Source organism: Corallococcus sp. AB038B (genome assembly GCF_003668955.1).
Taxonomy (GTDB): Bacteria; Myxococcota; Myxococcia; order Myxococcales; family Myxococcaceae; genus Corallococcus; species Corallococcus exiguus.
This window is the reverse complement of sequence record NZ_RAWO01000013.1, coordinates 139958-164182: the sequence shown is the minus strand read 5'-3', so window position 1 is coordinate 164182 and position 24225 is coordinate 139958. Positions and strand designations below refer to the sequence as shown.

The following is a 24225-nucleotide window of genomic DNA, read 5'->3' as shown; positions in this document are numbered from 1 at the left end:
ACGTCCATTCACTCATGCTTGAGCACTTCGACTGCGCGCGGTCCGACGCACTGTCGGACCGAACAGGGAACCTCTCTCCTTGCGGCCCCTGCTTGGGGCCTTCTCGGGAGGCGTCGATGTTCGTGCGTCGGTGCTGGGCCGTCGTGTTGCTGCCGCTGTTATCCGGAGCGGGGTGGGCGGAGGAGCCTGCCGACTCCCAGGACTCTGAAGCGGTGGTGGACTCCCTCTTCACCGAGACGGATGGGTTCGTACCGCTCGAGCCTTCCGGTGAGGAGGGAGAGACACAGCTCAAGGACGCTCCTCCGCGCCCCACGCCGCCCGACTCAAGCCCGCGCTGGGCGAACCTCGTGAGCCTGGAGACCACGACGTTGGCGTTGCATTCGCGGGGGACGGTGGGACGAGACGAGGGCTTTCTGCAGGTGGCGCCGCGGTTGGTGGTCGCCAGACCCGGAGTGCTTCACCTCGGCCTGGGGGCCCCGGTGCGGCTGCGGATGTGGGGCGGTGGGGAAGGGGCCGGTCTCGTCAGGAAAGAGGATTGGGACACGCTGTCCGACTGGGGCCAGGTGGTGCGCATCCTCACGGTGGGAGGGGATGCGCCGAACTCGCTGTGGATGGGCGCCCTGGAGTCATACACCCTGCTGTCCGGGCACCTGGTGCGTCGCTACAACAACCGGGGCAATCCCGACTATCACCCCGCCGGGGTGGTGGTGACGGGCCTGATGGCGCCTGTGTATGTGGAGGCTTTCGCCTCGGACGTGCTCGGTGTGCGGCTGATGGGCGCGGAAGTCGTCCTGGATGCGCAACACCTGCTCTTCGGCCGCCCTCGCAATCCCTTGCAGTACCTGCTGTCTCTGTCCGCGGTGCATGACTGGGGGAAGGAGGGAGGGACGTCGGAGCCGATGACGCTGGCCCACCTGGATGGGACGGTCATCCTGGTGCGGCGCGGAAACCCCGAGGGAGGCTTTGAGTTGCAGGCGATGGGCGGCTGGGGCGGGCGACCCGGCGAAGGGGGCGCATGGGGCGCGGTGGCGGGACTGGGCGTGGAGGTCGTGTCGTCGAGGTTGGACCTGAGGGCGCGCCTGGAAGCGCGCCTGCAACGGGGCGGCTTCCGTCAGGGCGCCTTCGGTCCGGACTACGAGTTGGCGCGCATCCAGGTGGCGGGGCCGTCCGCCCTGCCGCAGGCGGATGCGCCCTTCCCGGATGGGTATTCGGTCTACGGCGAAGTGATTCTCAGCTGGGACGCGGAGGGCCTGGGTGTGCTGGGGAAGCGCCACTTCCGCCTGACGATGGGGGCGGAGGCCTTCAGCTGGGGCCGCGTGGACGTGGATGGGCGCCTGGAGGCGCAGGTGTTTCACCGGAACCTCACCGTGGCGGTAGGCGGCGTGGCGATGGGAATGGGCCAGCCGGCAGCCCGCAACCTCGCGTCGGGTGAGGCGCGGTGGCGCTTCCTGGGAGGGTGGCTGTACGCGGTGGGGCAGGGCGGCACGCTGCTATTCCCGACAGCGGAGGGGACGCTGCGGCCAGGAGCGTTCGCGGCCGTGGGGCTGGGGGTGGACCATGTGCGCTGATCGGCGGCTGCACAGCGGACCCGGCCTCGTGCTGATGGTGGCCCTCCTCGCCTCGGGTTGCGCCTCGTTCCACGCGAAGGCGAGCCATGGCTCCACCCTGGCTTTCAATCCCAACTTCTCGGCCGCCCAGGCGGAGAAGAGCACGGCGGCAGGTGTGTACCCAGAGGAGGAGTTGGGCTCCTCGACCAGGGAGCGCGCGGCGGCGCCCCTGGGCTTTCGACGCGGCCCGTTGACTGACACCGTCGAAAGGACGGGGGTGCGCGGCTCGGGCGAGGTGGACGGTGTCGCCTTCGCGTGTGGCGGCGGGGGAGTGCCTTCCGGGTGGCCCCACCTGGACTCCAGCCGGGAGGTACTGGCGCCCTTCCTTGCGTGTGCCTCGCCGGCGGAGTTCGTGGCCATGCCGCGTGGGGTGGACATGGGCTCGCTGGTGGAGTCGCTGGAGGATTGGGACGCCGTCCGGCTGGGCGCCCTGGGGCCACTCGACGCGCGGGCCTCGGAGGTTCTCGGACGCAAGCACGCGGCATTCCTCGTCGCCGTCACCGAGAAGTACGGCGGCCCGTATGCAGAAGTCTTTGCCCTCTTCGTCCTCCACTCGGCGTTCGATGATGAGTTGCGCGAGGTGGTGCGGCTGCTGGCTCGCGACAAGCAGTTGGCGGAGACGCTGGGGAACATGGCCGCCGTCCGCGAGGAGTTGAAGCGGCGGGGGCTGGCGCTGGAGGGCTTCCTGGAGCGAGGAGAGCAGGCACCGGATGTGCTGCGCGGGTTGGGGCGAGCAGGCCGGGACATGCTCTCCAGCACTTCCGTGAGTGGTGAGGCCCGGTACACGGACCTGATGGCGATGCGGGGTCAAATGCCCTCGCCCTACCAGGCCGCCCTCGACGAAGTGCAGAAGGCCTTGATGGCGCGGCACTACTCGGCGGGAAGCGTCTCGGCAGGGGCCTTCGATCACCTGACGTTTGGCGTGCCGCTGGGCTTCTACCACCTGGTTGCGGGGACGGGGCACGGGGCGTACTCGCTGGCGCAAGGCAAGTACAAGCAGGCCAGCCGGGAGCTCGCACCGGCGGCACTGGCGGTGGCGTTGTACGCAGGAGGCAAGGGCGCCAGGGCCCTTGTGGAGGCGCGCGGAGGGCTACGACGGCTTCAGATGCCGGCGCTGGATCTGGAGGGGATGAAGGCGCTGTTGGGGCGCATTGAGGAGCAGCTCGGCGTCAACGCTGCTCGCGATCTGCTGCGCTACCTCCAGGCGAACCGAGAGGGCGCGAGGGTTGCCGCCGAGTGGGGCGAGGCGGGGCTGCTGGCGCTGTACGAGGCGCGCGGCAACCCGGCGAAGGCGCACGCGGTGCTGGCGGAGGCCCGTCGCGATTCCGCCCGCGCCGCGGCAACGAAGGGCGTGGCCGGGAAGCGTGCCGGCGGCTCCGCATTGCTGGCGCAGGATGCAGGAGTGTCCGCTCTGGAGGCGGCGAAGGCCAAGCTACTCCAGGCCGAACTGGAGGCCTCGGGCCCACGCCTTCCCAAGGACGTGGAGGTGCTGAAGGGACTGGCGCCCGAACTGGATGCACCTCCGGCGGGAGTCGAGAGGGGCGCGGGCCTCTGGCGCGACTACGTCTCCTACCGAGAGCGGCGGCTCCAGGAGATTCAGGGCGGTGCGGACGTCAAGGGGCCCCTGAAGTGGGCGGGCTATCAGGAGATGTTCGCCCACTACGCGCGGGGCATGGCCTTCGAGAAAGCCATGGTAACCCTCCTGGAGAAGGATGCGGCCCTACCACGAGCGCAGCGTCGATGGCTCGGGGACTTCGACCAACCTCGCATCGAGAAGCACGTGGGAGTGATGAAGTCGGACCTGCGCTTCGCGGACGTGCTCGTCATCGAGGAGCGGCCGGCTCCCGGTACTTCTCCTCGCGTGGAGACCTTCAGCTTCAAGAGTCGCGACCTTTCGCGGCTTGGAGCCAACGCTCTCGAGACGCAAATGATCGAGGACGCGAGCGCGGCCTTGAGTTACTACGGCGAGACCTTGAACATTCGCCGCCCTGGAATCGAACAGACGGCGCAAATTCAAAGAGTTCGCCTCGTCTACGAGGGCGGTCAACTCAAGCCTGCCGACCCGAAAGAATTGAGGGCGGCAGTGCGTCATTCGCAGGAAGAAATCGATGGAGTGGAGGTGTCGTTTCAATGAATGAAAATGAGACGCACGAACTCATTGCTGACGACCGTCTTCGTCTCTCGTTCGAAGCGACCCTTGATGCGCAGGCCGGCCTGGATCGGGCATTGGAGCCATTTCTAGATGCGCTCGAGGCGCACGCAGGCTCGTGGATGCCAGACGTTGTCGAAGGAAAACGAACCTACGCCTACTCCCGAGCCTTTGTTTTAAAGGCTCTTGAAGAGAAGCGTGGGAAGAAAAGCATGTCCATTGGCCTCGCTCGCGCGAATTGGCCTTCGTTGGATATGGCTCTCAGGCTCTGGCTGCCACCATCCGCCCCTAAGCTGTATGCTTGGATTTCCGTTCATCCTCTTTCGCTCTTCAGGGAAATAGAGCCCTGTCGCGAGTTCGTAGAGATGGTGCGCGCCTGGGCCTCCAACTACCCGGTGACCGGTGCCACAGCCAATAGTCTTGCTGAAGATCAGTTGGCGGAAACTCTAGACCTCGCCCGCAGTGATGCGAACTCCGAGGAGGCTGCCGGAGACCGGCTTCATGAAGTGGGTTGGCTGAACGTCTTCGGCCCCAAATTGGTGGAGACGGTAGGGCGCGAGCGGATGCTTTCGACTCCCGCGCACCTCGTGGAGGAACTCCCCAATGGCTCCGTCCTCCTGGTGCTGCGGCCCACCCCCGCCGACTTCGCCAGTGAGGAAGCGCGCGTTGCCCAGGCCCGTGCCCATGTGCACCTTCGGCCGGAGCTCGACTTCGACACGGTGCTGCGGACCCTGCGCGAGCGCAGTGCCGCGCTCGCTCCGGTGGAACCGCGCTTCCACCCCGACCTGGCGCCGCTCCTCTCCCGCCTGCCATTCGAATTCGCCATCAGTGAGCGGCAGCGGAAGATCGCCGAACTGAACGCATTCCGACCGCCCGAGCCGGAGGAGTGGCTCCCGGCCGCACTCCCGGCGGACGTCGAGAATCCGGAGCGTGTCCTCAGCGACTACGATGACCTGTCCGAAGGCCTCGTGGCGGCGCTGCACACCAAGGTGCCCAGCATCTTCGACGAGACGTCTGAGTCCCTCGCGGACCTCGACTTCTATTTCTGGAAGGAGAGCTTCCCGAAGCGGTACCTGCGAGACCTCATCGACAGTCACACCGCGCCGGCCCTGGGGGCCTACTTGGGACGTACGCTGGTACGGCGGCTGGGCGGGACATGGGTGCCACGGCAAAAGCTGGAGGAGTCGCAAGTGCGTGTTGGCAAGCGCGTCTGGCTCCCCTTCCTTCGCGCCCGCCGGTACATGCAGTCTTGCGAGGCGCTGCTGGACTATTCGCTCACGCAGTTCTTCCGGGAGGCGGAACGGCATCGGGGCTGACTTGGGACCGGGCACGAATGAAGCGCGAGCACCGGTCGTGAAGTAGGCTTCGCGCCCGCCATGCAGCTCGCCATCCCCCATGCCCCCCGCAGCGTCAAACTCGCCCAGGTGCCTGGGGCCGTGGCGCGGTTGGTGCGCGGGGTGGTGCTCGGCCTGGTGATCATCACCGTGCTGGGCCTGGGGGCCAGCTACGCCGGCCGCTACTTCATCGAGGAGCAGCGCTTCACGTCCAGCGCGGAGCTGGTGGACGCGGTGGTGGGCGCGAGCCACGCACCCCCTCCGAGTCAGCACGAAGACGCGGAAGGCACGCTGGACGTCCTCTACACGTTCGCGGGCGAGGATCACTCCGTGTCGGGCGTGCGCACCGCCGCGGAACATGCCGCGGGCCTGGGCCACGGTGCCCGGGTGCAGTTGCTGGTCGACCCGTCCCAGCCGGGACGGCCTCGCGAGGCGACTCATGCTCGGGCCCAGGCGGCCCGGGTGGGCCTGCTGCCTTGGGGCATGGGCCTGGGGGCGCTGGTGGCCCTGGGCGGCTTCGCGTGGGAGGTGCGGCGGCTGTGGCGCCGGGAGGTGGTGCCCCTGCGCCTGGGCGCGCTGGTGTGGCTCACTCCGGACGATGGCTACCTGCCGGAAGGAAAGGGCGAGGCCGTGTTCCCCGCGCACTTCTTCCGCCAGGACGTGAAACATGCCGTGCGGGCTCGCTGCCGCCCCCAGCGGGCCCCTGTTCGCAATGGCGGCAAGGTGCTGGCCGCCGTGGTTCCCTCCGAGCCGGGGTGGTGCCGCGTCATCGACGAGGAGCTGGCGCGGACGCTGGGCTGGGTGCGCTGACAGACGGACAGGTGGGGTTGAAAAGTTGCTGGCCCCCAGAGGCCGTGTGACACACGCCTGTAGCTGCAACGTCCGGAGGCTTCCATGCGCGTTCGCTTCTCCCACTTCGTGCTGCCCGTGCTGCTCCTCACGGCCCCGAGCGCCGTCGGAGCCGGCAAGCGCAACGAAGCGGAGGAGGCGTACCAGCAGGCCCGCCGCGCCTACTACGCGCTGAAGGACGACGCGTCCCGCCGCAAGCTGCGCCACCACTGGCTCAACGTGGTGCACCGCTTCGAGGCCGTGGCCACGCGCTTCCCCAAGAGCGACCGCGCCCCCGATGCCCTCTTCACCGCGGGCGACCTGCTCCAGGAACTGAGCCGCATCTCCTTCGTGGATGAGGACCTGCAGTCGGCCATCTCTGACTACTCCAAGCTGGTGGAGGCGCACCCGAAGCACCGGCTCGCGGATGACGCGGCGCTGGCGCTGGCGCGCATCCACGTCAACCGCCTGGACAAGCCGGAAGCGGCCCGGAAGGTCCTCAACGAATCGCTGGCCACCAACCCCAAGGGCGACCAGGCCAAGGAGCTGAAGTCGCTGCTGGCCTCGCTGCCCCCGCCTGGCAAGACGCCGCCCGCGAAGCCCACCGTGAAGCCGCTGCCCCCGGTGGTGAAGTCCACGCCGGACACCGCCGTCGCCGCCGCGCCCTCCAGTTCGCCGCTGGTGGATGCGATCTCCAAGCTCGCTCGCGAGCCGTCGCCGGTGCTGCCGCGCCTGGATCCGAACGTCCCGGCCTCGGGCTCCGAGACCTCGACGAAGGACTCCTCGGCGAACATCGTGGACGCGCCCACCGTCGCTGACCGGGCCACGGACGCGAAGGCTCCGGAGGCGGTGGCGTCCTCGCACGGGACGTCGAAGCCGGAGGTCCGCGTGGAGGTTCCGGCCGTGGCGTCGAAGGCTCCGGCTCCAGTGGTGGACAGCGCCCCGGTCGCTCCGAAGCCGGCCGCCCCCGTGGCGGTGGCGTCGAAGCAGGAGACGAAGCCGGCCGCTCCGGAGGCTCCGCGCCCGGTGACGGCGCCGGTGGACGCACAGGTGGCGCAGGCGCGGCTCAAGGCCGTGGCGAAGCAGTCGCGCCACGCGGAGCTGACGCTGGCGGAGCAGCTGGGGCTGAAGGTGCGCCGCGTGGTCATCGACCCGGGCCACGGCGGCCATGACTCCGGCGCGGTGGGCAAGGCGGGGACGAAGGAGAAGGAGGTGGCCCTGGCCATCTCCAAGAAGGTCGCGGACGGCCTGCGGGAGAAGGGCCTGGAGGTCGTGCTCACCCGCGACGACGACACCTTCATCCGCCTGGAGGACCGCGCGAAGCTGGCCAACGAGGCGCACGGCGACCTGTTCATCTCGGTGCACTGCAACTCGGCGGCGACGCACAAGCTGCGCGGCATCGAGACGTACACGCTCAACACGTCCGCGGACCGCTACTCCATCCGCCTGGCCGCTCGCGAGAACGCTTCCTCCGAGAAGGGCATCAGCGACCTCCAGTTCATCCTGGCGGACCTGGCCACCAAGGCGAACACGGAGGAGTCGTCGCGGCTGGCGAACGCCGTGCAGCACAACCTGGTGACGGGCCTGTCCGGCCAGTACGACGGCATCAAGGACCTGGGCCACAAGGAGGCGCTGTTCTACGTGCTCCTGGGCGCGAAGATGCCCGCCATCCTCGTGGAGACGTCCTTCCTGTCGCACGCGGAGGACGAGAAGCGCCTGGCGTCCGAGCGCTTCCAGGACGAGGTGGCGAAGAACATCGTGCTGGGAGTGGAAGAGTTCCTCGGTGATCGCCGCCGCATGGCCAAGGTAGACTGACGCGTTCGTTGTCGTCAGTCCCCATGGCCGAGCAGTCCCCCCCGTCCAGCCCCAAGCCCGCGCAGGATCCCCACGCGCCCCCGTTCCAGACGGAGGCGGACCTGCGCGCGTGGCTGCGGGAGGAGGGCCTGGAACACCTGGCGCGCCTGAGTCTGGCGCTGCTCACGCCTCGCGTGGAGGCCGCCTACCTGCCGCAGGTGCGCGCGGTCATCTCCCGCCGCAGGCTGGTGGAGGTGCTGGCCCAGGACACGGTCGACCGCTGGACAGCGGAGATGCTGCCCACGCCGCGCATGCGGGACCTGCTGCCGAAGCTCGCCTGGCGCTACGTGGAGGACGAGCGGCAGGCCACCCTCGACGCCCGGGCCTCTGTCGCGGAACGGCTCACGCCCCCGGCCGACAAGCGCACGCACACGGTCCACGGGATGTTGCTTGCCTGGCGTGCTCGGGTGCCTTCGAGCATCGCGCCGCGTCCGGAGCGCGCGCTGGCGCTGGAGGCGCTGGTGGAAGATCCGGACCTGCCGGGCTTCCGCCTCAAGGAGACGCGCATCTCCGAGCTGCCGGTGTCCCCGCCGGGTTCGGGCTTCATCCTCGCGGATGCGCGCCTGACTTTCAGTCCGTCCGGCGTGACAGTGGACTGTTCGTGCGGCGCCACGTTCTGCGTGCATCAGCTGGCGGCGGTGGACACGGCGCTCCTGTGGCTGCGGCAGCGCTGGACGGAGGACTTCGGCGAGACGCTGGAAGAGCTGGTCCGGCCCGCGTGGGCCCGGACGCTGCGCGCGCTGGAGCGGGCGGTGGAGGAGAGCCCGGGCGGCGGCGGAGGCGTGGAGATCTCCTGGCGGCTGGACGTCATCGAAGGGTACGGCGTGGAGGTCGCGCCCTACGTGCACCGGCGCACGAAGAAGGGCCAGCGCACGACGGGGGCGAAGGTCGGCCGGCGCAAGCTGTTGCAGGAGTATGGCTCGCAGCTCAGCCCCTCGGACTCGCGCATCGCCGCGCTGCTCTCCGACAGCACGGCCCCCGCGTCGCGCGCGCTGCTGTTCGAGTTGATTGATCATCCGCGCCTGTCGCTGGAGGGCACGCAGGACATCCCCGTGCGCATCGAGCGCGAGAAGGTGGGCCTGGTCGCCGAGGACCGGGGCGGCACCGTGCTGGTGAACGCGGGCGTGGACGGCACCGTACTGCCCGCGCCGCTGCTGGAGCGCGTGCGCAAGGCGAAGCCGGAGGACGCGGTGTTCCTCTGGGACGAAGGCGCGCACGTGCTCACGGTGCTGGACGTGAGCCCGGAGGTGCGCGCCATGGCCACGGTGCTCCAGCGGCACGGCAACGCGTTTCCCCCGGAGAGCCACGGGCCGCTGCTGGAGCACCTGTCGAAGCTCTCCGTGCGCCTGCCGGTGGCCATGCCTCGCAGCGTGATGGGGGAATCCATCGCGCCGCAGCAGCTCCCGGTGCTCAGGCTGGAAGGACAACCCGGGGGCGCGGTGCGGCTGGAGCTGCGGCTGCGCGCGCTGCCGGATGGTCCGGCGTATCTGCCTGGCGAGGGGCCTCGCGACGTGCACGTGCGGCGAGACACGCGGTCCTTCCACGCGGTGCGCGACTTCGGGCGCGAGCTGACGGCGGGCGCGGCGCTCCAGGCCCGACTGCCCTTGCAGACAGCGGAGCCGCAGGAGCTTCCGTTCTGCTTCCTCTTCCACAGCGCGCAGGGCGGGCTGGCGGTGCTGGCCGCGTGCGCGGAGATGGAGCCCCGGCCGGAGCTGGAGTGGGTGGGCGCGTCCATGCGGCTCGTGCCCAAGCGGGGCGCGGGCGACCTGAAGGTCGTCCTGGAGCGCAAGCGCGAGTGGTTCGGCGTGCTGGGCAGCCTGTCCGTGGAGGGTGAGCGGGTGGAGCTGGCGCGGCTGCTGGACGCGGCCCGGCGCAAGGAACGCTTTGTCCAGGTGGACGCGCGCACGTGGGTGGAGATCGAAGCGGCGCTGCGCGAGCAGTTGGAGAAGCTGGCGGATCACACGTACCTGTCAAAGCACGGGCTGGAGGTGGGCCCGTCCGCGGCGGAGGCCCTGGCGGGGCTGGGCACCGCGGGCGCGCTCATCGACGCGGATGCATCCTGGAAGACGCTGGTCGAGCGCATCTTCGCGGCGAAGGAGCTGAAGCCCCGGGTGCCCGCGGCGCTCAAGACGGAGCTGCGCGACTACCAGTTCGAAGGCTTCCGCTGGCTCACGAGGCTGGCGTCGTGGAACGCGGGTGGGGTGCTCGCGGACGACATGGGCCTGGGCAAGACGGTGCAGGCCCTGGCCGTGCTGCTGGATCGCGCGAAGCATGGGCCCGCGCTGGTGCTGGCTCCCACGTCGGTGGCCTTCAACTGGCGGGATGAAGCGAAGCGCTTCGCGCCGTCGCTGAGGGTGACGATCTTCTCCGACGCGGAGGACCGGGGCGGCACGCTGGAGCGGCTGGGGCCTCGCGACGTACTGGTGCTCAGCTACGGCCTGCTCGTGCGCGACATCGAGCGGCTGGCCGCGCTGCGCTTCTCCACCATCGTCTTCGACGAGGCCCAGCAGCTGAAGAACGCGGCCACGCAGCGCTTCCGCGCGGCGCGAGCGCTCCAGAGCGACTTCAAGTTCGCGCTGTCCGGCACGCCGCTGGAGAACCACCTGGGCGAGCTGTGGTCGCTCTTCGCGGTCGTCTTCCCGGGGCTCCTGGGCAGCCTGGAGGCGTTCCGCAACCGCTTCGCCGCGCCCATCGAGAAGCAGGTGGATCCGACTGCCGCGCCCGCGCTGGCCCGCGTGCTCCAGCCCTTCCTGCTGCGCCGCACCAAGGCCCAGGTGGAGGCACAGCTGCCGCCGCGCACGGACGTGCATGTGCCCGTCGTCCTGTCCCCTCCGGAGTGGACGCTCTACGAGGACGCGCGCCTGGCGGCGCTGTCCGACCTGGAGACGCGCAAGGCGAAGATGAAGGACCAGGAGCGGCGCATCGAGGTGCTGGCGGCGCTGACGCGGCTGCGGCTGCTCGCGTCGCACCCGCGCCTGTACGACAAGGCGTCCAAGTTGGAGTCCTCCAAGCTGGAGCGCTTCCTGGAGCTCATCCAGGAACTGCGCGAGGAGGGCCACCGTGCACTGGTGTTCAGCCAGTTCACGTCCCACCTGGCGCTGGTCCGCGAAGTGCTGGACGCCCAGGGCATCGCCTACGAGTACCTGGACGGCTCCACCCCCGCCAGCGCCCGGGCGGACCGCGTGCGTGCCTTCCAGGAGGGCGACGCGCCTCTGTTCCTGATTTCACTCAAGGCGGGCGGCTTCGGCCTCAACCTGACGGCCGCGACCAGCGTCATCCACCTGGACCCCTGGTGGAACCCCGCCGTGGAGGATCAGGCCTCCGATCGAGCCCACCGCATCGGCCAGCAGCGACCCGTCACGGTCTACCGGCTGGTGTCTCGTGGGACGATCGAGGAGCAGATGCTGTCGCTCCATGAGCAGAAGCGGGCCCTGGTGGCCGGTGTGCTGGAGGGCAAGGACGCCGCCGCCCGCCTGTCCACCCAGGAGCTGCTCGGGTTGCTCGCGCAGCGGATGCCGGGCATCGACGGGCTCGATTCCGACGCGACGAAGCACTGAACGGTCTTTCCGTGGTTTTTCTCGGACCCATTCGTGCGCCTGAACAGGCGCTGAACAGACTTTTAGCCATTTTCAGTGCACTCAAATCTGAACGGCTGATCAGTCCTGGGGTTCTGATCGGCCGTGCCTACATGAAACAGTGATCAGGTGGGCAAGGTGCGCCGTTTGTCGGCGGACAATCACCGCCGGGGCCTACATCCACCTGCCCGATCAGGACTGCCATGCCCACATGAACACAGCTTCAGTGAGTCTCGACCCACCCGATGAAACATGTATCAATTGAATACATGTTTCATTTACTGAATATCTGCAATTGAATGCAATCAATTGCATTTTATGTCTATGTTTTAGTCGTGAGTCAGCGGGAAGAAGTGCCCGATCGGGCCGTTCCCATGGCCCACGGCGAGCGGGTAGCGCAGGGCGGAGGTGACGTACTCCTTCGCGAGCCGCACGGCCTCCAGCGGCGGGGTCCCCAACGCGAGCCTCGCGGCGATCGCGGCGGACAGCGTGCAGCCGGTGCCGTGCGTGTTCGGCGTGTCCACGGGCGCCACGGACAGCGTCTCCATGCGCGTCCCGTCGAACCACACGTCCGTGCCGCGCAGCGCTCCCGGCATGCCGCCGCCCTTCACCAGCACCACGCGGGAGCCCAGGGCGTGGATGCGCCGGGCCGCCTCGCGCATGTCCTCCAGCGTCTGGATGTCCATGCCCGCGAGCAGCTTCGCTTCATGGCGGTTGGGCGTGAGGATGGCCGCCAGGGGCAGCATGCGCGCGCGCAGCGCCTCCACTGCCTCATTGTCGATGAGCTGCGAGCCCGCTCGGGACACCATCACGGGATCCACCACGATGGGGCCCAGCGACACACGGGCCAGCTGATCCGCCACGGCCTCGATGAGCGGGCGCTGGGCCAGCATGCCCACCTTGACCGCGTCCACGCGCATGTCCGACGCGACGGCGTCCACCTGCGCGGTGACGGACTCGGGCGGGAGCAGGTCCACGCGCGTGACGCCTCGCGTGTTCTGCGCGGTGATGGCCGTCACGGCGCTGGTTCCGTGCACGCGGTGGAAGGAGAAGGTGCGGAGGTCGGCCTGGATGCCCGCGCCACCGCCGCTATCAGAGCCGGCGATGGTGAGGGCGGTTGCGACAGGGAAGGGCTTCATGGGCGCGGCATCCTAGCCCTGGAGCCACGAACTCCGGCGTGCTACCGGCAAAGCACATGAGCACGAACGGCAGCGCCGAGGCGTTTCGAGGGGTCGTTCACAGCGGGTGCGTTCGCGACGAGCGCAACCTGGCACTGGTCGTCAGTCACCCGCATCCAGACAACAACCACGGTGGAGGGCCGGGGCCCGTGGATGACTGGCGCGAGCCCTGCGATTCCGATGCGTATTCGAGCCTCGTCGACAGCGACTTCGACCCGGACGACGCGAGCTACGAGGTCCGGGAGTTCCGCCACGTCGCGGTGTGCACCGACGGCGTGTGGTCCCTGGAGGAGCTGCCGGGCTACGGGACCATCGAAGCGCTCCGAGACTTCGGAGACACCGGCCTTGGCGCCCTGGTCTCCTACGGCGGCTCTGCTTCCTTCGTGGCCTTTCGTGCGGGTGGATCCATCGGAGGGGAGGCACTCGAATACGGGAACCTGCCGTCGGGGCTCGTCGGTCCGGTCGCGTGCTTCAGCGGTGCGGACGTCGTCCTCGCCGGAAGCCGCGCGTTCGACCTCGAAAGCCCCTCCGAGGTGGGCCTGCTCGTGCGCGGTGAAGGGCGCATGAATTGGACCCAATCACTGGGCCAGGTGCCGGGGCGCGTGCTCGCGCTCGACAGCTGTCCCGGTGAGGACGGAACGCGGGTGCTCTACGCGGGAGGCCAGGGACTCTGGATGCACGCGGAGGGCGCGTGGACCCACATCCATGCGTATTTGGGGAGTGAGGTGGTGTTCGTCCGGTGCTTCCCCTCGGGCGAGGTCGTCGCCGGCACGGCTCGTGGAGACGTCATCGTCGGCACGGGCAGGAGCTGCCGGGTCGTTGGAAGGGTAGGGCGCATCCACTCCGCCGAGCGATGGAACGGCGTCCTCCACGTCGCGGACTCCGAACGCGTCTACCGCCTGGGCGACGACGGCTTCGAACGCTGCGCCGCGCCCACGGAGATGTCGATGGGTGACTGGCCCGACGTGGGGCGGCTCACCGTGGGCGGTGGCGCTTTGTGGCTCGCGGGGAGCCACGTCCTGGCTCGGACCACCGACGGGCGCACCTGGACGGCGCACCCGGTCCGTTAGTCCTGGGGCCCTGGAACTAGAACTGGTTCTGCCGGGCCTGGTCGAAGTCCACGCGGTGCTTCAGGTACAGCGTGTCCAGCATGTGGTTGCTGATGGGGTTCAGGTTGCCGTCGGTGAAGCGGTGCACCACCGCGCCCTTGCCCGCGTCCTTCAGGAAGGCGAGCGGATCCACATCGCCGCCCAGGCCGGTGAGCGTGGGCACGGGGTCCGCGTTGTTGACGTAGTGCACGTACTGCGGGCCGTCCGGGTACTTCGTGGACGCGGCGCCGAAGGTCTCCACCTGCAGGTGGCTCATCTTCGCCTCCACCTGCGCGGGGGACAGCCCGTCTTCCACGCGCAGCCGCTTCGCCACGTCGTTCAGCGCTCGCGCGGTGATGAGGCCGCCCTGGCTGTAGCCCACCAGGTGCACGTCGCGGCCGGCCTTCAGCTCCGAGTAGAGCGTGTCCGCCAGCGTGTCCACGGCGGGGTTCTTGCCCTTGTCCAGCTTGTCCGTCACGCACTGGCCCAGGTCCTTCACCAGGCCTTCGGTCGCGTTGTGGATGCCCACCACCTTCGCGCCGGAGCTGTCCGCCAGCGCCTGCATCTCGTTCACCTGACCCGCCGTCGGCGTCATGATGCCGTTGACGTAGAGGATCGTCTTGTCCGGGTTCGGGTTGTTCTTCGGCGTGATGCCCGGCACATCGCCCAGCTTCGTCGTCGCCGGGAGCACCTTGCCGCCCGCGCCCACGAACATGCCGTCCTGCGCGCGGTCCGGCTTCGCGCCGCCAAACAGGCTGGTGATCTCCTTCACCGTCGTGGCGTTGAAGACGTCCGCGCCCATCTGCAGGAAGCGGGGGATGTCCTTGATGCCGCCCACCGCCGCGTCGATGAGGCCGCCCAGCAATCCGTTCTTCTGAGCAGGCGCGGCGCCCGCCAGGTTCGCCGCGGCGGCGCGCGACGGCGACTGCTCGAAGGAGGACTTCTGGAACGCGGGCTGATGCGCCACCGGCTTCTTCGCGAGCGGCTCCGCGGCCGTCTTCGAAGTGGAGGACGGCACGGCGAGGGAACGGGTGCGGTCGATCGTGCTCATGACAACCTCCAACCACCGGGGGAAGTGGGTTTGGGTAGGTTATCCGCTCCTTGCCCGGGAAGTTGCGTTCCCCCGCGTCATGGCCCCGCAATCCACATCCCGTGCCTGACGCGCCTGGTCAATTCCAGACACCCGGCATGGTTTTCAGCGCTTCACGACGTGGATGTTGAAGTCGCCGGTGCGCAACGTGCCCCACAGGCGCAGCCACAGCGGGAGGAAGGCCTCGGTGCCGCGCGCGGTGGTGATGTCGCCCAGGTCGATGACGTGCTTCCAGCCGAAGCCCTCCGTGAGGAGCTGCTTCACGCGGGCCTTCGCGTCCGCGTCGTTGCCGGACACGAAGACGTCGTGATCTCCCGGCACGCGTGACGGCTCCACCATCACCTCGCAGTTCATCGTGTTGAGCGTCTTCACCACCTTCAGCGACGGGAAGGCGCGCTGGAGCTGCTCGCCCAGTGAGTCATCCGGAGGCGTGGAGAGCACCGGCGGCATGCCCTTGGTGAAGTCGAGCGGGTTGGACACGTCCACCAGCACCTTGCCGCGCAGGGACTCCTCACCCGCGGACTTCAGGACGTCCAGCGAGGCGTTGCCCAGCGTGCAGTTGAAGAGCAGCTCCGCGAACTCGGCGGCGTCCCGGAACGTGCCCTGCGAAGCCTTGCCCCCGGACTTCTTCACCCACGCGGCGGCCTTCGCGTTGTCCGGCGTGCGCGAGCCCATGCGCACCTCGTGGCCCAGCGCCACCAGCTTGCTGCCGATCGTCTCGCCCACCATGCCCGTACCCAGGATCGCGATCTTCATGAGGACTCCCTTTCGTGTGGGGTGAACCCTAATCGTCAACCCGGACGATCGTGAGCGCGTCCAGGTTGAACCATCATCAACCCTGGGTTGACAATGCGGCCCATGGACCTGTTCACGGGCGTGTTGCCCTTCCTCCACGTGGCGGAGGAGCGGAGCTTCCGCAAGGCGGCGGAGCGGCTGGGCGTCACCGTGGCGGCGGTGAGCAAGGCGGTGCGGAAGCTGGAGGAGGAGCTGGGCGCCAGGCTCCTGGAGCGCACCAGCCGGCAAGTGGCCCTCACCTCCGAGGGCATCGCCTTCCTGGAGCGGGCGCGCGAGGCCGTGGCGCAGATCCGCGCCGCCCGCGAGACGGTGGCCCAGGCGCACCGCGCGCCCAGGGGACCGGTCACGGTGTCGCTGCCGTTCATCCTGGGCCCCGTGCTGTTGCCCCGGCTGGCGCGGCTCCAGGCCCGCCACCCGCAGCTCACGCTGCACGTGCGCATGAGCGACCGGCTCAGCAAACTGGTGGAGGAACAGGTCGACGTGGCCATCCGCGTGGGCGGGATGGAGGACTCCAGCCTCGTGGCGCGGCGGCTGTTCTCCACGCGATGGATGACGCTCGCGTCGCCGTCCTATCTGGCGCGGCACGGAACGCCGGAGCACCCGTCACTGCTGGAGCGCCACGCGTGCCTGAAGTTCGTGGATCCGCGCGGCATCACCCGTGAGTGGCACTTCCGCGAATCACCCGGCGGCGACAAGGCCGGAGTGGTGCGCACGCGCGCGGCCATCGACGTGGATCACGGCCCGGCGCTGCTGGACCTGGCCGCCGCGGGCGCCGGGCTCTGCCAGGTGCTGGACTTCATGAGCGACGCGCGGCTGCGCGAGGGCGCGCTGGTGGAGGTCCTGGCGGAGTACGCCGCGGAAGGGCCTCCAGTCCATGCGCTGTGCCTGCCGGGGCGCCAGTCCGTGCCCCGCGTCCGCGCGCTCCTCCAGCACCTGGTGGAGGAGCTGCGCAACGTCACGGCGTGGTGAGCGCTTCCTTCGCGGCGGGCAGGCCGCGGGGGGCTTCCGCTTCGGGCGTGGGAACCTCCACCGACGCCTCGTTGACCTCCTTGTAGAACCGGCGGCCGAAGATGACGCCCAGCACCAGCGACACCACCATGCCCACAGCGGAGACGGCGGTCATCACCGTGCGGCCCTGCGCGAGGCCACTGCCGAACTGCGCGGTGAGGAAGGTGCCCGGGATGGTGCCCAGCACGACACCCAGCACGGACGGCCAGAAGCGCGCGCCGCTCGCCGCGCCGGCGATCAGCATGATGTCCGTGGGGCACAACGGATTGAGGCACGCCAGGAACGTGAACTGGAAGTCGTGCCGCCGCGCCGCCTTGGCGATGGCCGGGTACTTGCTGCCGCACAGCCGCTGCATGGGCCGCGTGCCCAGCTTGCGAGCAACGAAGTAGAGCAGGGTGGCGGACAGGAAGCTGCCCGTTAGTGAATAGAGGGTGGCGGCGAGAGTCCCGAACATCATGCCGCCCACCGCGGTGAGGACCTGACCTGGCAAGAGCGTCAGGGGCCGCACGGCCAGGAAGGCCACGTACGCCAGGGGGGCGTAGTCGCCCAGGGGGAGCAGCAGCTCCCGGATGGTGCGCTGATCGATGAAGTCCGGCCCCAACAGCCGGAGCATCACCAGACCGCCAATGGAGACGACCATGGGCGCGAGGATTCGCAACCAGGTCTTCAGTCCGTTCCTGACACTCGCCAAAAGAACCTCCCCCACCGCCCGCGGACACATGTGTCAGGCGTTGCGCACAAGGTGGGATCCGAGCAGGGAATCGGCAACGTGGACTGAATTGTTGTGAACAACGAGAGCGTCCTGCCGGGCAATCACCCGTCCCGACCGGATGCCCAGCAGGCCTGACAAGCGCGCGAAATCCTTGGGGATTATGCATGCAATGTCAGGAGAGAACGGCTGGCGGTGTACGGAGCTTGCTTGCATCGGGGCGCTTCCGTCCCAAGGTTTCAGGCAAGGGACACCAAGGCGCGGACGGGGTTGGGCAGTCACGAGAGGAGACACGGACATGTCGGACAAGGACAACAAGGGCAGCATGACGGTGGCTGAGGCCGGGCGTAAGGGCGGCGAGACTGTCCGCAATGAGCGCGGTCGCGAGTTCTACGAGACCATCGGCCGCAAGGGCGGAGCCACGGTGAAGGCCGAGCGCGGACGCTCCTTCTACGAGGAGATCGGCCGCAAGGGCGGCGAGACCGTGAAGGCCGAGCGCGGCGCGAAGTTCTACGAGGAGATCGGCAAGAAGGGTGGCGACCGCGTCAAGGCCACCCGCGGGCCGAACTTCTATGAGGAGATCGGCCGCAAGGGCGGGCAGAAGGTCAAGAAGCTGATTGAAGAGGGCAAGCGCGCCGCCCGAGCCGCCATGGAGAGCCAGGCCGCCGCCGGGACTGCCCCCGCGGCCGAGGGCACCTCCGCTCCGGTGAAGCCCCCGGAAGAGCCCGCGCAGCCGGGTGGCAACGAGTAACGGGGGACAGGATGCGCGGTCTTCCGGTATGACGGCCGCGTGTACCTCGTCATCACGTTCCTCGAACAGGTGGAGACGACCGAGCGGGCGATCCGCCGGCTCCGGGAGTTTGGCATCCCGGAACCGATGGTCATCCGAGCGCGCAGCGCCGCCGCGGCCTTGTCCGCGGAGGTCCCGGTGTTCGCCGGACTGCGCAGCCTCGCGCTGGGCGCGGATGAGGACCGCATCGTCCTGGTGAGCGTGCTGCCCGCGCTCCCGCAGGAGGAGTTGGATCGCATGCTCCAGCGCGTGCAACTGGAGATGGACGCGGACGACCCACCCATGGGTCGACTGGTGGCCCTGCCTGTCCTGGCGGCGCCCACGCATCGGCGTGGATGACGCGCGGGGGCGCACGGGTGTAAGCACGTTGCGTGCAAGCGCTGCTCGTCTTTCTCATCGTCGCGGCGTTGTCGCTGCTCGCGTCCAGCCGGTCGCTCCTGGCTCCGGGCCGCTTCCCGGCGCTGGCACAGCTGGCGGCCAGCGGCCTGATGTTCCTCATCTTCGGGGCCCTCCTGGGTCCGTCGCTCCTGGGCGTGCTCACCGTGGGCAACCTGGAGTCCCTGCGCCCGCTGGTGGCGCTGGGGCTGGGGACGGGGGGCGTGCTCCTGGGGCTCAACCTGGAGCCGCGCCTGCTGCGGCTGTTGCCCCGGCCTGTGTACGCGGCGGCGGTCGCGCACGCGGGCACGGCGTTCCTCTTCGTCGCGCTGCCGCTGTCAGTCCCGCTGCTGTTGTCCATGGGCCTCAGGCCCCTGATGGCGGTGGGCGCGGCGGCGCTCCTGGGCGCGGCGGCGAGCCTGTCCTCCGGCCACTTCGCGGTGCTGGGCTACCGCAACGGGCGGATGGAGCGCGCGCGCGGTCTGGGCGTGGCGCTGCTCACGATGATGGACGACGCGGTGGGCCTGGGCGTGCTCGCGCTGGGCCTGGTGCTGGGCGTCACCGGCAACGCGGCGGAAGGGCTGGGTCTGCTGAGCCTGACGCTGCTGCTGGGCGTGGCGTGCGGCGCGCTGCTGGCGTTCCTCACGTATTCGCTGAAGGACCTGGCGGAGCAGACCACGGTGACGCTGGGCATGGTGGCGCTGGTGGGCGGCGCGGCGGCGTACCTGCGGCTGTCGTCGCTGCTGGCGGGCGTGGCCTGCGGCGCGACGCTGGCGCTGATGGGCGGGCGCACGGCGGAGCGGGTAGCGCGGGCGCTCTCGCGCGTGGAGCGGCCCACGTACCTGGTGCTGGTGTTCCTGGTGGGCAGCCACATCCACGCGCGTGACATGTCCGCCTGGGCGCTGTTGCCCGCGTTCGTGGGGCTGCGCTTCCTGGGCAAGGTGCTGGGGGGACGCTTCGCGCAGCGGCTCACGGCGGGCGTGTTGGACCTGCCTCCGCGCTTCGGCTACGCGCTCATCTCCCAGGGCGGCCTGGCGCTGTGCCTGGTGGCTGAGTACGTGATGCTGGTGCCGGGCTCGCTGTCGCAGCGTGTGCTGGACGTGGTGGCGGTGGGCGCGGTCGTCAACGAGATGCTCGCGCACGGGGCCTTCCGGCACGTGCTGGCCGCGGAGCCCAGGGCCACGACTTCGCGCAACACACCTTCCGAGGGTGACGCGGGGGTGGTGGCGTGAAGGGGTCCATCTTCCGGTTGCTGCTGCTCATGGGGCTCTTGGCGGCCATCACCCAGGCTCAGGTGGTGCGCGCGGACGCGGGCACGCCGGTGCTGCTGGCGGCGGGCGCGCTGCTGTTGTGCGGCCTGTTCGCGGGCAAGGTGGCCAAGGGCATGGGCCTGCCGCGCCTCACCGGCTACCTGCTGGTGGGTGTGGCGGTGGGGCCGTACGCGCTGGGCTTCATCCCCAACGCGGGCGTGAAGGGGCTGGAGTTGGTGAAGGGGCTGGCGGTGAGCCTCATCGCGCTCGTCGCGGGCACGGAGCTGCACCTGGGGCTCATCCGCCGGGTGGGCGCGCGCGTGGCGATGCTCTGCGCGACGGTGTGCGGGCTGACGTTCGCGGTGTGCTTCGCGGCGACGTTCGCGCTCAAGCCCGTGCTGCCGTTCCTGACCCCCATGACCGTGCCGCAGGCGCTGGCGGTGAGCGCGCTCATGTCCACGGTGGTGGTGTCGTTCTCCCCCACGGTCACCATCGCCATCGTGCAGGAGACGTCCGCGCGCGGCTCCTTCACGGAGTTCCTGATGGCGCTGGTCATCATCGGGGACCTGTTCGTGATGGTGGCCTTCGGCCTGGCGGCGGGCGTCACCCGAGCGACGTTCGGCAGCGGCCTGGACCTGCCCGCGCTGGTGGGCGGGGTGGGGTGGGAGCTGTTTGGCTCCGTGGCGGTGGGGTGCCTGCTCGCCGTGGCGATGCTCCTGTACATGCGAGGCGTCAACCGGGAGCTGCCGCTGTTCCTCGTGGGGCTGTCGTTCGCGGCGGCGGAAGGCGGGGCGCGGCTGCACCTGTCGCCGCTGCTGGTGTCGCTGGCGGCCGGGGCGCTCATCGCGAACCTGGACGAGCGCGAGGGCCGGCGCATCCACCACGCCATCAACCAGGCGGGCTTGCCAGTGTTCGCGCTCTTCTTCGCCGCGGCGGGGGCGGGGCTGCGGCTGGACACGCTGGTGACGGTGGGGCCCGCAGCGCTGCTGCTCGTGGCGCTGCGCGGCCTGGCCATCTGGGGCGCGTGCCGCAGGTTCGCGCCCGCGGAGGACCCGCGCCTCAAGCGCTACCTGTGGATGGGGCTCATCTCCCAGGCGGGCGTGACGTTCGGCCTGGCGGCGCTGGTGTCGCGCACCTTCCCAACCTTCGGGCCGCAGGTGGAGGTGCTCATCATCGCGATGATCACCGCGCACGAACTGGTGGGGCCCGTCCTCACCCGGCGTGCGCTGATGGGCAGTGGCGAAATCCGTGCGGAGGAGGCGGGCGGCGGCGCATAGTGGGTGCACACCCCCTCACCCCGGGGGTGGCCTCTTCCAGGAGCCTCCCGTCATGCCCGCCGCTGTCGCTCCCATCCTCGAGGTGGACGTGGATCACCCCTCGCCCCGCCACATCGCACGCGCGGTGGAGGTGCTGGAGAAGGGTGGCCTCATCGCCTATCCCACGGACACGTACTACGGGATCGGCTGTGATTTGAACGCAAAGAAAGCCATTGAGCGGCTGTACCAGCTCAAGGGCCGCGACAAGAAGAAGCCCTTGTCACTGCTGTGTCCGGACCTGTCGGACGTGGCCCGCTATGCGCACGTGAGCAACTTCGCCTACCGCGCCATGAAGGGGCTCACTCCCGGTGCATTCACCTTCATCCTGGAGGCCACACGCCTGGTGCCAGAGGTGATGATGACGAAGCAGAAGCAGGTGGGCCTGCGAGTGCCGGACGCTGCCTTGCCCCGCGAGCTGGCGAAAGCGCTCGGCCGCCCGCTCATCACCACGTCGGCAACCCACACCGACGGTACGGTTCTCTCGGACGCTCGGGATATCAAGACGGCGCTGGGGCACGGGCTGGATTTGATTCTTGACGGAGGCGTCACTTTGAACGAGCCGTCCACGGTGGTTTCACTGATAGGCGATACGCTTGAAATCCTGAGGCAAGGCAAGGGTAGTCTGGAGTCCTGAAATCCATTCCAGAGGGGGAAGCCTTGGCCGAGGGGGACCTACCAGCAACGCCTGTCGTCGACTCACCGGAGCGGGTGCCGGGCGCGCTCGCGCTGCTGGGCCTGTTGGTGCTCCGTCCCATTGATTTGCATTACCGGCTGCGCGAAGCGGGCATCCGCTCGCCCGCGGGCCGCATCGGGCAGCTGTGGCGCGAACAGGCCGAAGGAGGCCGCGCCGCAGGGGCCTTCGTGGCGCGGATGCTGCTGCTGCTCGTCGTGCTGTCGCCCCTCCTCACGGTGCTCGCGGGGCTGGGGCTGCGGCTGATGGGCGTGCCGATGCGCGGCGTGTACCTGGTCTCCGCCGCGCTGTGCAGCGCGGTGGGCTTGGTGGTGGCGCTGGTGTCGGGGCTCGCGTCGGGAGTGCTGCTGGGCTCGCTGGCGAGCGTGTCCATGCTGGCGGGGCTGCACGCCACGGCGGGCGGCGCCTTCGGTCCGGAGCATGGAGGCGCGGCGGCGATGATGGTGGGCCTGTGCCTGGGCATCGTTTCCGGCCTGTCCGCGGGGAGCATTGGCGGCCTGTCCAGCGGGCGCGGTCCCTCCGTGCGCAACGTGCAGGTGGCGGCCATCGCCACCAGCCTGGTGCCCATGCTGGTGTGGAGCAGCGCCTCGACGGTGTCCTTCGCGGGCGCGGTGGCGGCGAGCGCGCTGGTGGCCTTCCTGATGTGCGCGTTCCGGCTGCCGTTCTACGCGCTGGAGGTGCTGGCGCAGGCGGTGGCGTACGCGGTGGAGCGCTTCACGGGGAAGCCCACGCTGCGCTGGGTGCCGGTGCGGCATCACAACCTGAGCTACCTGCCGCACCCGTTCCTGAGCCGTCACCTGGCGCTGGCGGTGCGCTCGCGGCCGGCGGAGGTGCTGGCGGTGGCGGACGCGTGCCTGCGCTCGCCGGGCAACATCCTGGTGGGCTGGCCCTGGGTGGTGGAGGCGCTGGAGCGCGCGCACGCCCAGGAGGCCTCGGCGGAACCCCAGGCCTGAAGGCGCCTGGGGACGCCGCCAGGCGCTACTGCTTCTGCACGTCCGTGACGACCTTCGCGCCCACGTCGTTGGGGGCGTAGGTCAGCTTGACGGAGTCCCCGGCCCGGATGCCCTGGAGGGTCTGCGTGAGCTGGGGCTTCGTCGTGTCCACCACATAGGTGAGCGGTGGGGCGTCCGGGGTGGTGCCCTCCAACTGGATGCTGGACGGGCTGACGCTCTTCACCTTGCCCGTCCGGGTCTTCTGCTCCTTCGCCACGGGCGCGGGTGTCTGCGCCAGGGCCGTCGTGCCCACGCTGCCCAGCGTGAGGACCGCCATCCACATCCATGCCTGTGCACGCATCTTCGTCACTCCTCGAGTGTGGGAAGCGGCAGGGTGGACCGCTTCCCGGGGTGAAGGCAACGTCGTGACGGGTGGGGCCGTCAGGGAGTTGCCCTCGGGAGCGCGTCCGGTAGCCTCCGGGGACCATGGAAGGACTGCTCGACGCGTTCATCGCCTTCATCCGCGCGGAGCGGGGCCTGTCCGGCAAGACGGTGGACGCCTACGCGGCGGACCTCACCGTGTACTTCGAGGACCTGCGCTCGCGCGGCAAGGACGACGTGGCGCGCGTCAAACAGGAGGACGTGCTCGCGCACCTGGTGACGCTGGGCAAGCAGGGCCTGGGGCGCCGCAGCCAGGCGCGCCATCTGGCCGCGCTGCGCGTCTTCCACCGCTTCCTCGTGGCGGAGCGGCTGGCGGACAAGGACCCCACGGAGGACGTGGACACGCCGAAGTCGCCCCGGAAGCTGCCCGTGTTCCTCACGCTGGAGGAGGTGGAGCAGCTGCTCGCCGCGCCCGACGAGCGCACCGTCACGGGCCTGCGCGACAAGGCCATGCTGGAGGTGCTCTACGCCACCGGCCTGCGCGTGACGGAGCTGTGCACGCTGGAGCTCAACAACGTGCAGCTCACGTCCGGCTACCTCGTCACCCGGGGCAAGGGCTCCAAGGAGCGCATCGTCCCGCTGGGGCGCGTGGCGATTGAGAAGGTCCAGGAGTACCTGGCCCATTCGCGGCCGGAGTTCCTGGGCAAGCGCCAGGCGGACGCGCTGTTCGTCACGCCGCGCGGGGAAGGCTTCACGCGGCAGGGCTTCTGGAAGCTGCTCAAGCGCTACGCGTTGAAGGCCGGCATCCTGAAGCCGCTGTCGCCGCACAAGCTGCGCCACTCGTTCGCCACGCACCTGGTGGAGCGCGGCGCGGACCTGCGCGCGGTGCAGCAGATGCTGGGCCACGCGGACCTGGCGACGACGCAGATCTACACGCACGTCAACGGCGCCCGGCTGCGCAAGGTGTACGACGAGTTCCACCCGCGCAGCGACGCGTTCAAGCCCAAGCCCTCCGCACGCAAGCGCCCGCCCGCGCCGTGACGCCAGGAGTCGAGCCGTCATCCCTCACGGGGTGAGGGGGACCCTGGACCGCGGGGAGGGATGCGAGGCGTGCGTCGCGCGCGAACGCAATTGCTTGCGGTGAAGACGCGCTCTGGGCGCGTGCGCGTGCCGCCGAAGCCGGTTCGCAGAGGAAACGACGCATTCCTGGGAAGTGGATCGCCGTGTGCAGTGCAGGACGGACGCGGCGGACAGCGGGTCCGCCGCCCTGTCGCA

General features: G+C 69.5%; 20 protein-coding genes. 15 read left to right on the top strand and 5 right to left on the bottom strand.

The window, feature by feature from the left end; genetic code table 11:
• Positions 1-116 precede the first annotated feature (116 nt).
• From D7Y04_RS35060 to D7Y04_RS35035, 6 genes are all read left to right on the top strand, one after another.
• Positions 117-1568 carry a hypothetical protein gene (locus D7Y04_RS35060; protein ID WP_121762144.1) on the top strand — a complete coding sequence of 484 codons (1452 nt, stop codon included), beginning with the start codon at positions 117-119 and terminating at the stop codon, positions 1566-1568.
• Positions 1558-3741: a hypothetical protein gene (locus tag D7Y04_RS35055; RefSeq protein ID WP_121762143.1), complete on the top strand. Its 2184-nt coding sequence runs from the start codon at positions 1558-1560 to the stop codon at positions 3739-3741. Before D7Y04_RS35060 ends, D7Y04_RS35055 begins: the two co-directional genes overlap by 11 nt.
• Complete coding sequence (locus D7Y04_RS35050) at positions 3738-5072, top strand: hypothetical protein (protein ID WP_121762142.1); 1335 nt, start codon at positions 3738-3740, stop codon at positions 5070-5072. Before D7Y04_RS35055 ends, D7Y04_RS35050 begins: the two co-directional genes overlap by 4 nt.
• Positions 5073-5132: 60 nt before the next feature.
• A complete protein-coding gene (locus D7Y04_RS35045) occupies positions 5133-5900 on the top strand; it encodes a DUF3592 domain-containing protein (RefSeq protein ID WP_121762141.1) in 768 nt (255 codons plus the stop codon).
• Between the two features lie 84 nt (positions 5901-5984).
• Entirely contained in the window at positions 5985-7733 is a 1749-nt protein-coding gene (locus D7Y04_RS35040; protein WP_121762140.1) for an N-acetylmuramoyl-L-alanine amidase, read from the top strand.
• Positions 7734-7756: 23 nt separating this feature from the next.
• A complete protein-coding gene (locus D7Y04_RS35035; RefSeq protein WP_121762139.1) occupies positions 7757-11329 on the top strand; it encodes a DEAD/DEAH box helicase in 3573 nt (1190 codons plus the stop codon).
• 347 nt (positions 11330-11676) lie between these two features.
• Here the strand turns inward: D7Y04_RS35035 and thiD are convergent, their stop codons facing one another.
• Positions 11677-12486, bottom strand: a complete 810-nt coding sequence (gene thiD, locus D7Y04_RS35030; RefSeq protein ID WP_120579660.1) for a bifunctional hydroxymethylpyrimidine kinase/phosphomethylpyrimidine kinase — start codon at positions 12484-12486, stop codon at positions 11677-11679.
• Between the two features lie 188 nt (positions 12487-12674).
• Between thiD and D7Y04_RS35025 the strand changes: the two genes are divergently transcribed.
• Complete coding sequence (locus D7Y04_RS35025; RefSeq protein WP_121762138.1) at positions 12675-13595, top strand: hypothetical protein; 921 nt, start codon at positions 12675-12677, stop codon at positions 13593-13595.
• A gap of 16 nt (positions 13596-13611) precedes the next feature.
• On the opposite strand, the gene D7Y04_RS35020 is transcribed toward D7Y04_RS35025, so the two are convergent.
• Both D7Y04_RS35020 and D7Y04_RS35015 read right to left on the bottom strand, forming a co-directional pair.
• Complete coding sequence (locus D7Y04_RS35020) at positions 13612-14664, bottom strand: hypothetical protein (RefSeq protein WP_121762137.1); 1053 nt, start codon at positions 14662-14664, stop codon at positions 13612-13614.
• A gap of 144 nt (positions 14665-14808) precedes the next feature.
• A complete protein-coding gene (locus D7Y04_RS35015) occupies positions 14809-15459 on the bottom strand; it encodes an NADPH-dependent F420 reductase (RefSeq protein WP_121762136.1) in 651 nt (216 codons plus the stop codon).
• Between the two features lie 102 nt (positions 15460-15561).
• On the opposite strand from D7Y04_RS35015, the gene D7Y04_RS35010 reads away from it, so the two are divergent.
• Positions 15562-16467 carry a LysR family transcriptional regulator gene (locus D7Y04_RS35010; RefSeq protein WP_121762208.1) on the top strand — a complete coding sequence of 302 codons (906 nt, stop codon included), beginning with the start codon at positions 15562-15564 and terminating at the stop codon, positions 16465-16467.
• Here the strand turns inward: D7Y04_RS35010 and D7Y04_RS35005 are convergent.
• The gene (locus D7Y04_RS35005; RefSeq protein ID WP_233597327.1) at positions 16454-17164 is read right to left on the bottom strand and encodes a TVP38/TMEM64 family protein; all 711 of its coding nucleotides are present in this window, start codon (positions 17162-17164) and stop codon (positions 16454-16456) included. The genes D7Y04_RS35010 and D7Y04_RS35005 overlap by 14 nt on opposite strands.
• 349 nt (positions 17165-17513) lie before the next feature.
• On the opposite strand from D7Y04_RS35005, the gene D7Y04_RS35000 reads away from it, so the two are divergent.
• The 6 genes from D7Y04_RS35000 to D7Y04_RS34975 are packed head-to-tail and all read left to right on the top strand — an operon-like array spanning position 17514 to position 22590.
• The gene (locus D7Y04_RS35000) at positions 17514-17966 is read left to right on the top strand and encodes a general stress protein (RefSeq protein ID WP_120598450.1); all 453 of its coding nucleotides are present in this window, start codon (positions 17514-17516) and stop codon (positions 17964-17966) included.
• Between the two features lie 39 nt (positions 17967-18005).
• Positions 18006-18344, top strand: a complete 339-nt coding sequence (locus tag D7Y04_RS34995; RefSeq protein ID WP_120579666.1) for a hypothetical protein — start codon at positions 18006-18008, stop codon at positions 18342-18344.
• A gap of 32 nt (positions 18345-18376) precedes the next feature.
• On the top strand, positions 18377-19612 hold the full coding sequence (locus D7Y04_RS34990) for a sodium:proton exchanger (protein WP_120598451.1): 1236 nt from the start codon (positions 18377-18379) through the stop codon (positions 19610-19612).
• Positions 19609-20907: a cation:proton antiporter gene (locus D7Y04_RS34985; protein WP_121762134.1), complete on the top strand. Its 1299-nt coding sequence runs from the start codon at positions 19609-19611 to the stop codon at positions 20905-20907. The genes D7Y04_RS34990 and D7Y04_RS34985 overlap by 4 nt, the downstream gene beginning before the upstream one ends.
• Before the next feature lie 52 nt (positions 20908-20959).
• Positions 20960-21580, top strand: a complete 621-nt coding sequence (locus D7Y04_RS34980; RefSeq protein ID WP_120581577.1) for an L-threonylcarbamoyladenylate synthase — start codon at positions 20960-20962, stop codon at positions 21578-21580.
• A gap of 23 nt (positions 21581-21603) precedes the next feature.
• Positions 21604-22590, top strand: a complete 987-nt coding sequence (locus tag D7Y04_RS34975) for a hypothetical protein (protein WP_120598453.1) — start codon at positions 21604-21606, stop codon at positions 22588-22590.
• Positions 22591-22615: 25 nt separating this feature from the next.
• Here D7Y04_RS34975 and D7Y04_RS34970 read toward each other — a convergent pair whose 3' ends face one another.
• On the bottom strand, positions 22616-22930 hold the full coding sequence (locus D7Y04_RS34970; RefSeq protein ID WP_147454726.1) for a hypothetical protein: 315 nt from the start codon (positions 22928-22930) through the stop codon (positions 22616-22618).
• A 125-nt stretch (positions 22931-23055) separates the two neighbouring features.
• Here D7Y04_RS34970 and xerD point away from each other — a divergent pair, with 125 nt between their 5' ends.
• The gene (gene xerD / locus D7Y04_RS34965; protein WP_121762133.1) at positions 23056-23991 is read left to right on the top strand and encodes a site-specific tyrosine recombinase XerD; all 936 of its coding nucleotides are present in this window, start codon (positions 23056-23058) and stop codon (positions 23989-23991) included.
• Positions 23992-24225 lie beyond the last annotated feature (234 nt).

What these genes read in the sequence shown, in the direction of transcription:
- D7Y04_RS35060 (WP_121762144.1), top strand. Translation starts at nt 117, where the DNA reads ATGTTCGTGCGTCGGTGCTGGGCCGTCGTGTTGCTGCCGCTGTTATCC.
- D7Y04_RS35055 (WP_121762143.1), top strand. Translation starts at nt 1,558, where the DNA reads ATGTGCGCTGATCGGCGGCTGCACAGCGGACCCGGCCTCGTGCTGATG.
- D7Y04_RS35050 (WP_121762142.1), top strand. Translation starts at nt 3,738, where the DNA reads ATGAATGAAAATGAGACGCACGAACTCATTGCTGACGACCGTCTTCGT.
- D7Y04_RS35045 (WP_121762141.1), top strand. Translation starts at nt 5,133, where the DNA reads ATGCAGCTCGCCATCCCCCATGCCCCCCGCAGCGTCAAACTCGCCCAG.
- D7Y04_RS35040 (WP_121762140.1), top strand. Translation starts at nt 5,985, where the DNA reads ATGCGCGTTCGCTTCTCCCACTTCGTGCTGCCCGTGCTGCTCCTCACG.
- D7Y04_RS35035 (WP_121762139.1), top strand. Translation starts at nt 7,757, where the DNA reads ATGGCCGAGCAGTCCCCCCCGTCCAGCCCCAAGCCCGCGCAGGATCCC.
- thiD (WP_120579660.1), bottom strand. Translation starts at nt 12,486, where the DNA reads ATGAAGCCCTTCCCTGTCGCAACCGCCCTCACCATCGCCGGCTCTGAT.
- D7Y04_RS35020 (WP_121762137.1), bottom strand. Translation starts at nt 14,664, where the DNA reads ATGAGCACGATCGACCGCACCCGTTCCCTCGCCGTGCCGTCCTCCACT.
- D7Y04_RS35015 (WP_121762136.1), bottom strand. Translation starts at nt 15,459, where the DNA reads ATGAAGATCGCGATCCTGGGTACGGGCATGGTGGGCGAGACGATCGGC.
- D7Y04_RS35010 (WP_121762208.1), top strand. Translation starts at nt 15,562, where the DNA reads ATGGACCTGTTCACGGGCGTGTTGCCCTTCCTCCACGTGGCGGAGGAG.
- D7Y04_RS35000 (WP_120598450.1), top strand. Translation starts at nt 17,514, where the DNA reads ATGTCGGACAAGGACAACAAGGGCAGCATGACGGTGGCTGAGGCCGGG.
- D7Y04_RS34980 (WP_120581577.1), top strand. Translation starts at nt 20,960, where the DNA reads ATGCCCGCCGCTGTCGCTCCCATCCTCGAGGTGGACGTGGATCACCCC.
- D7Y04_RS34970 (WP_147454726.1), bottom strand. Translation starts at nt 22,930, where the DNA reads ATGCGTGCACAGGCATGGATGTGGATGGCGGTCCTCACGCTGGGCAGC.
- xerD (WP_121762133.1), top strand. Translation starts at nt 23,056, where the DNA reads ATGGAAGGACTGCTCGACGCGTTCATCGCCTTCATCCGCGCGGAGCGG.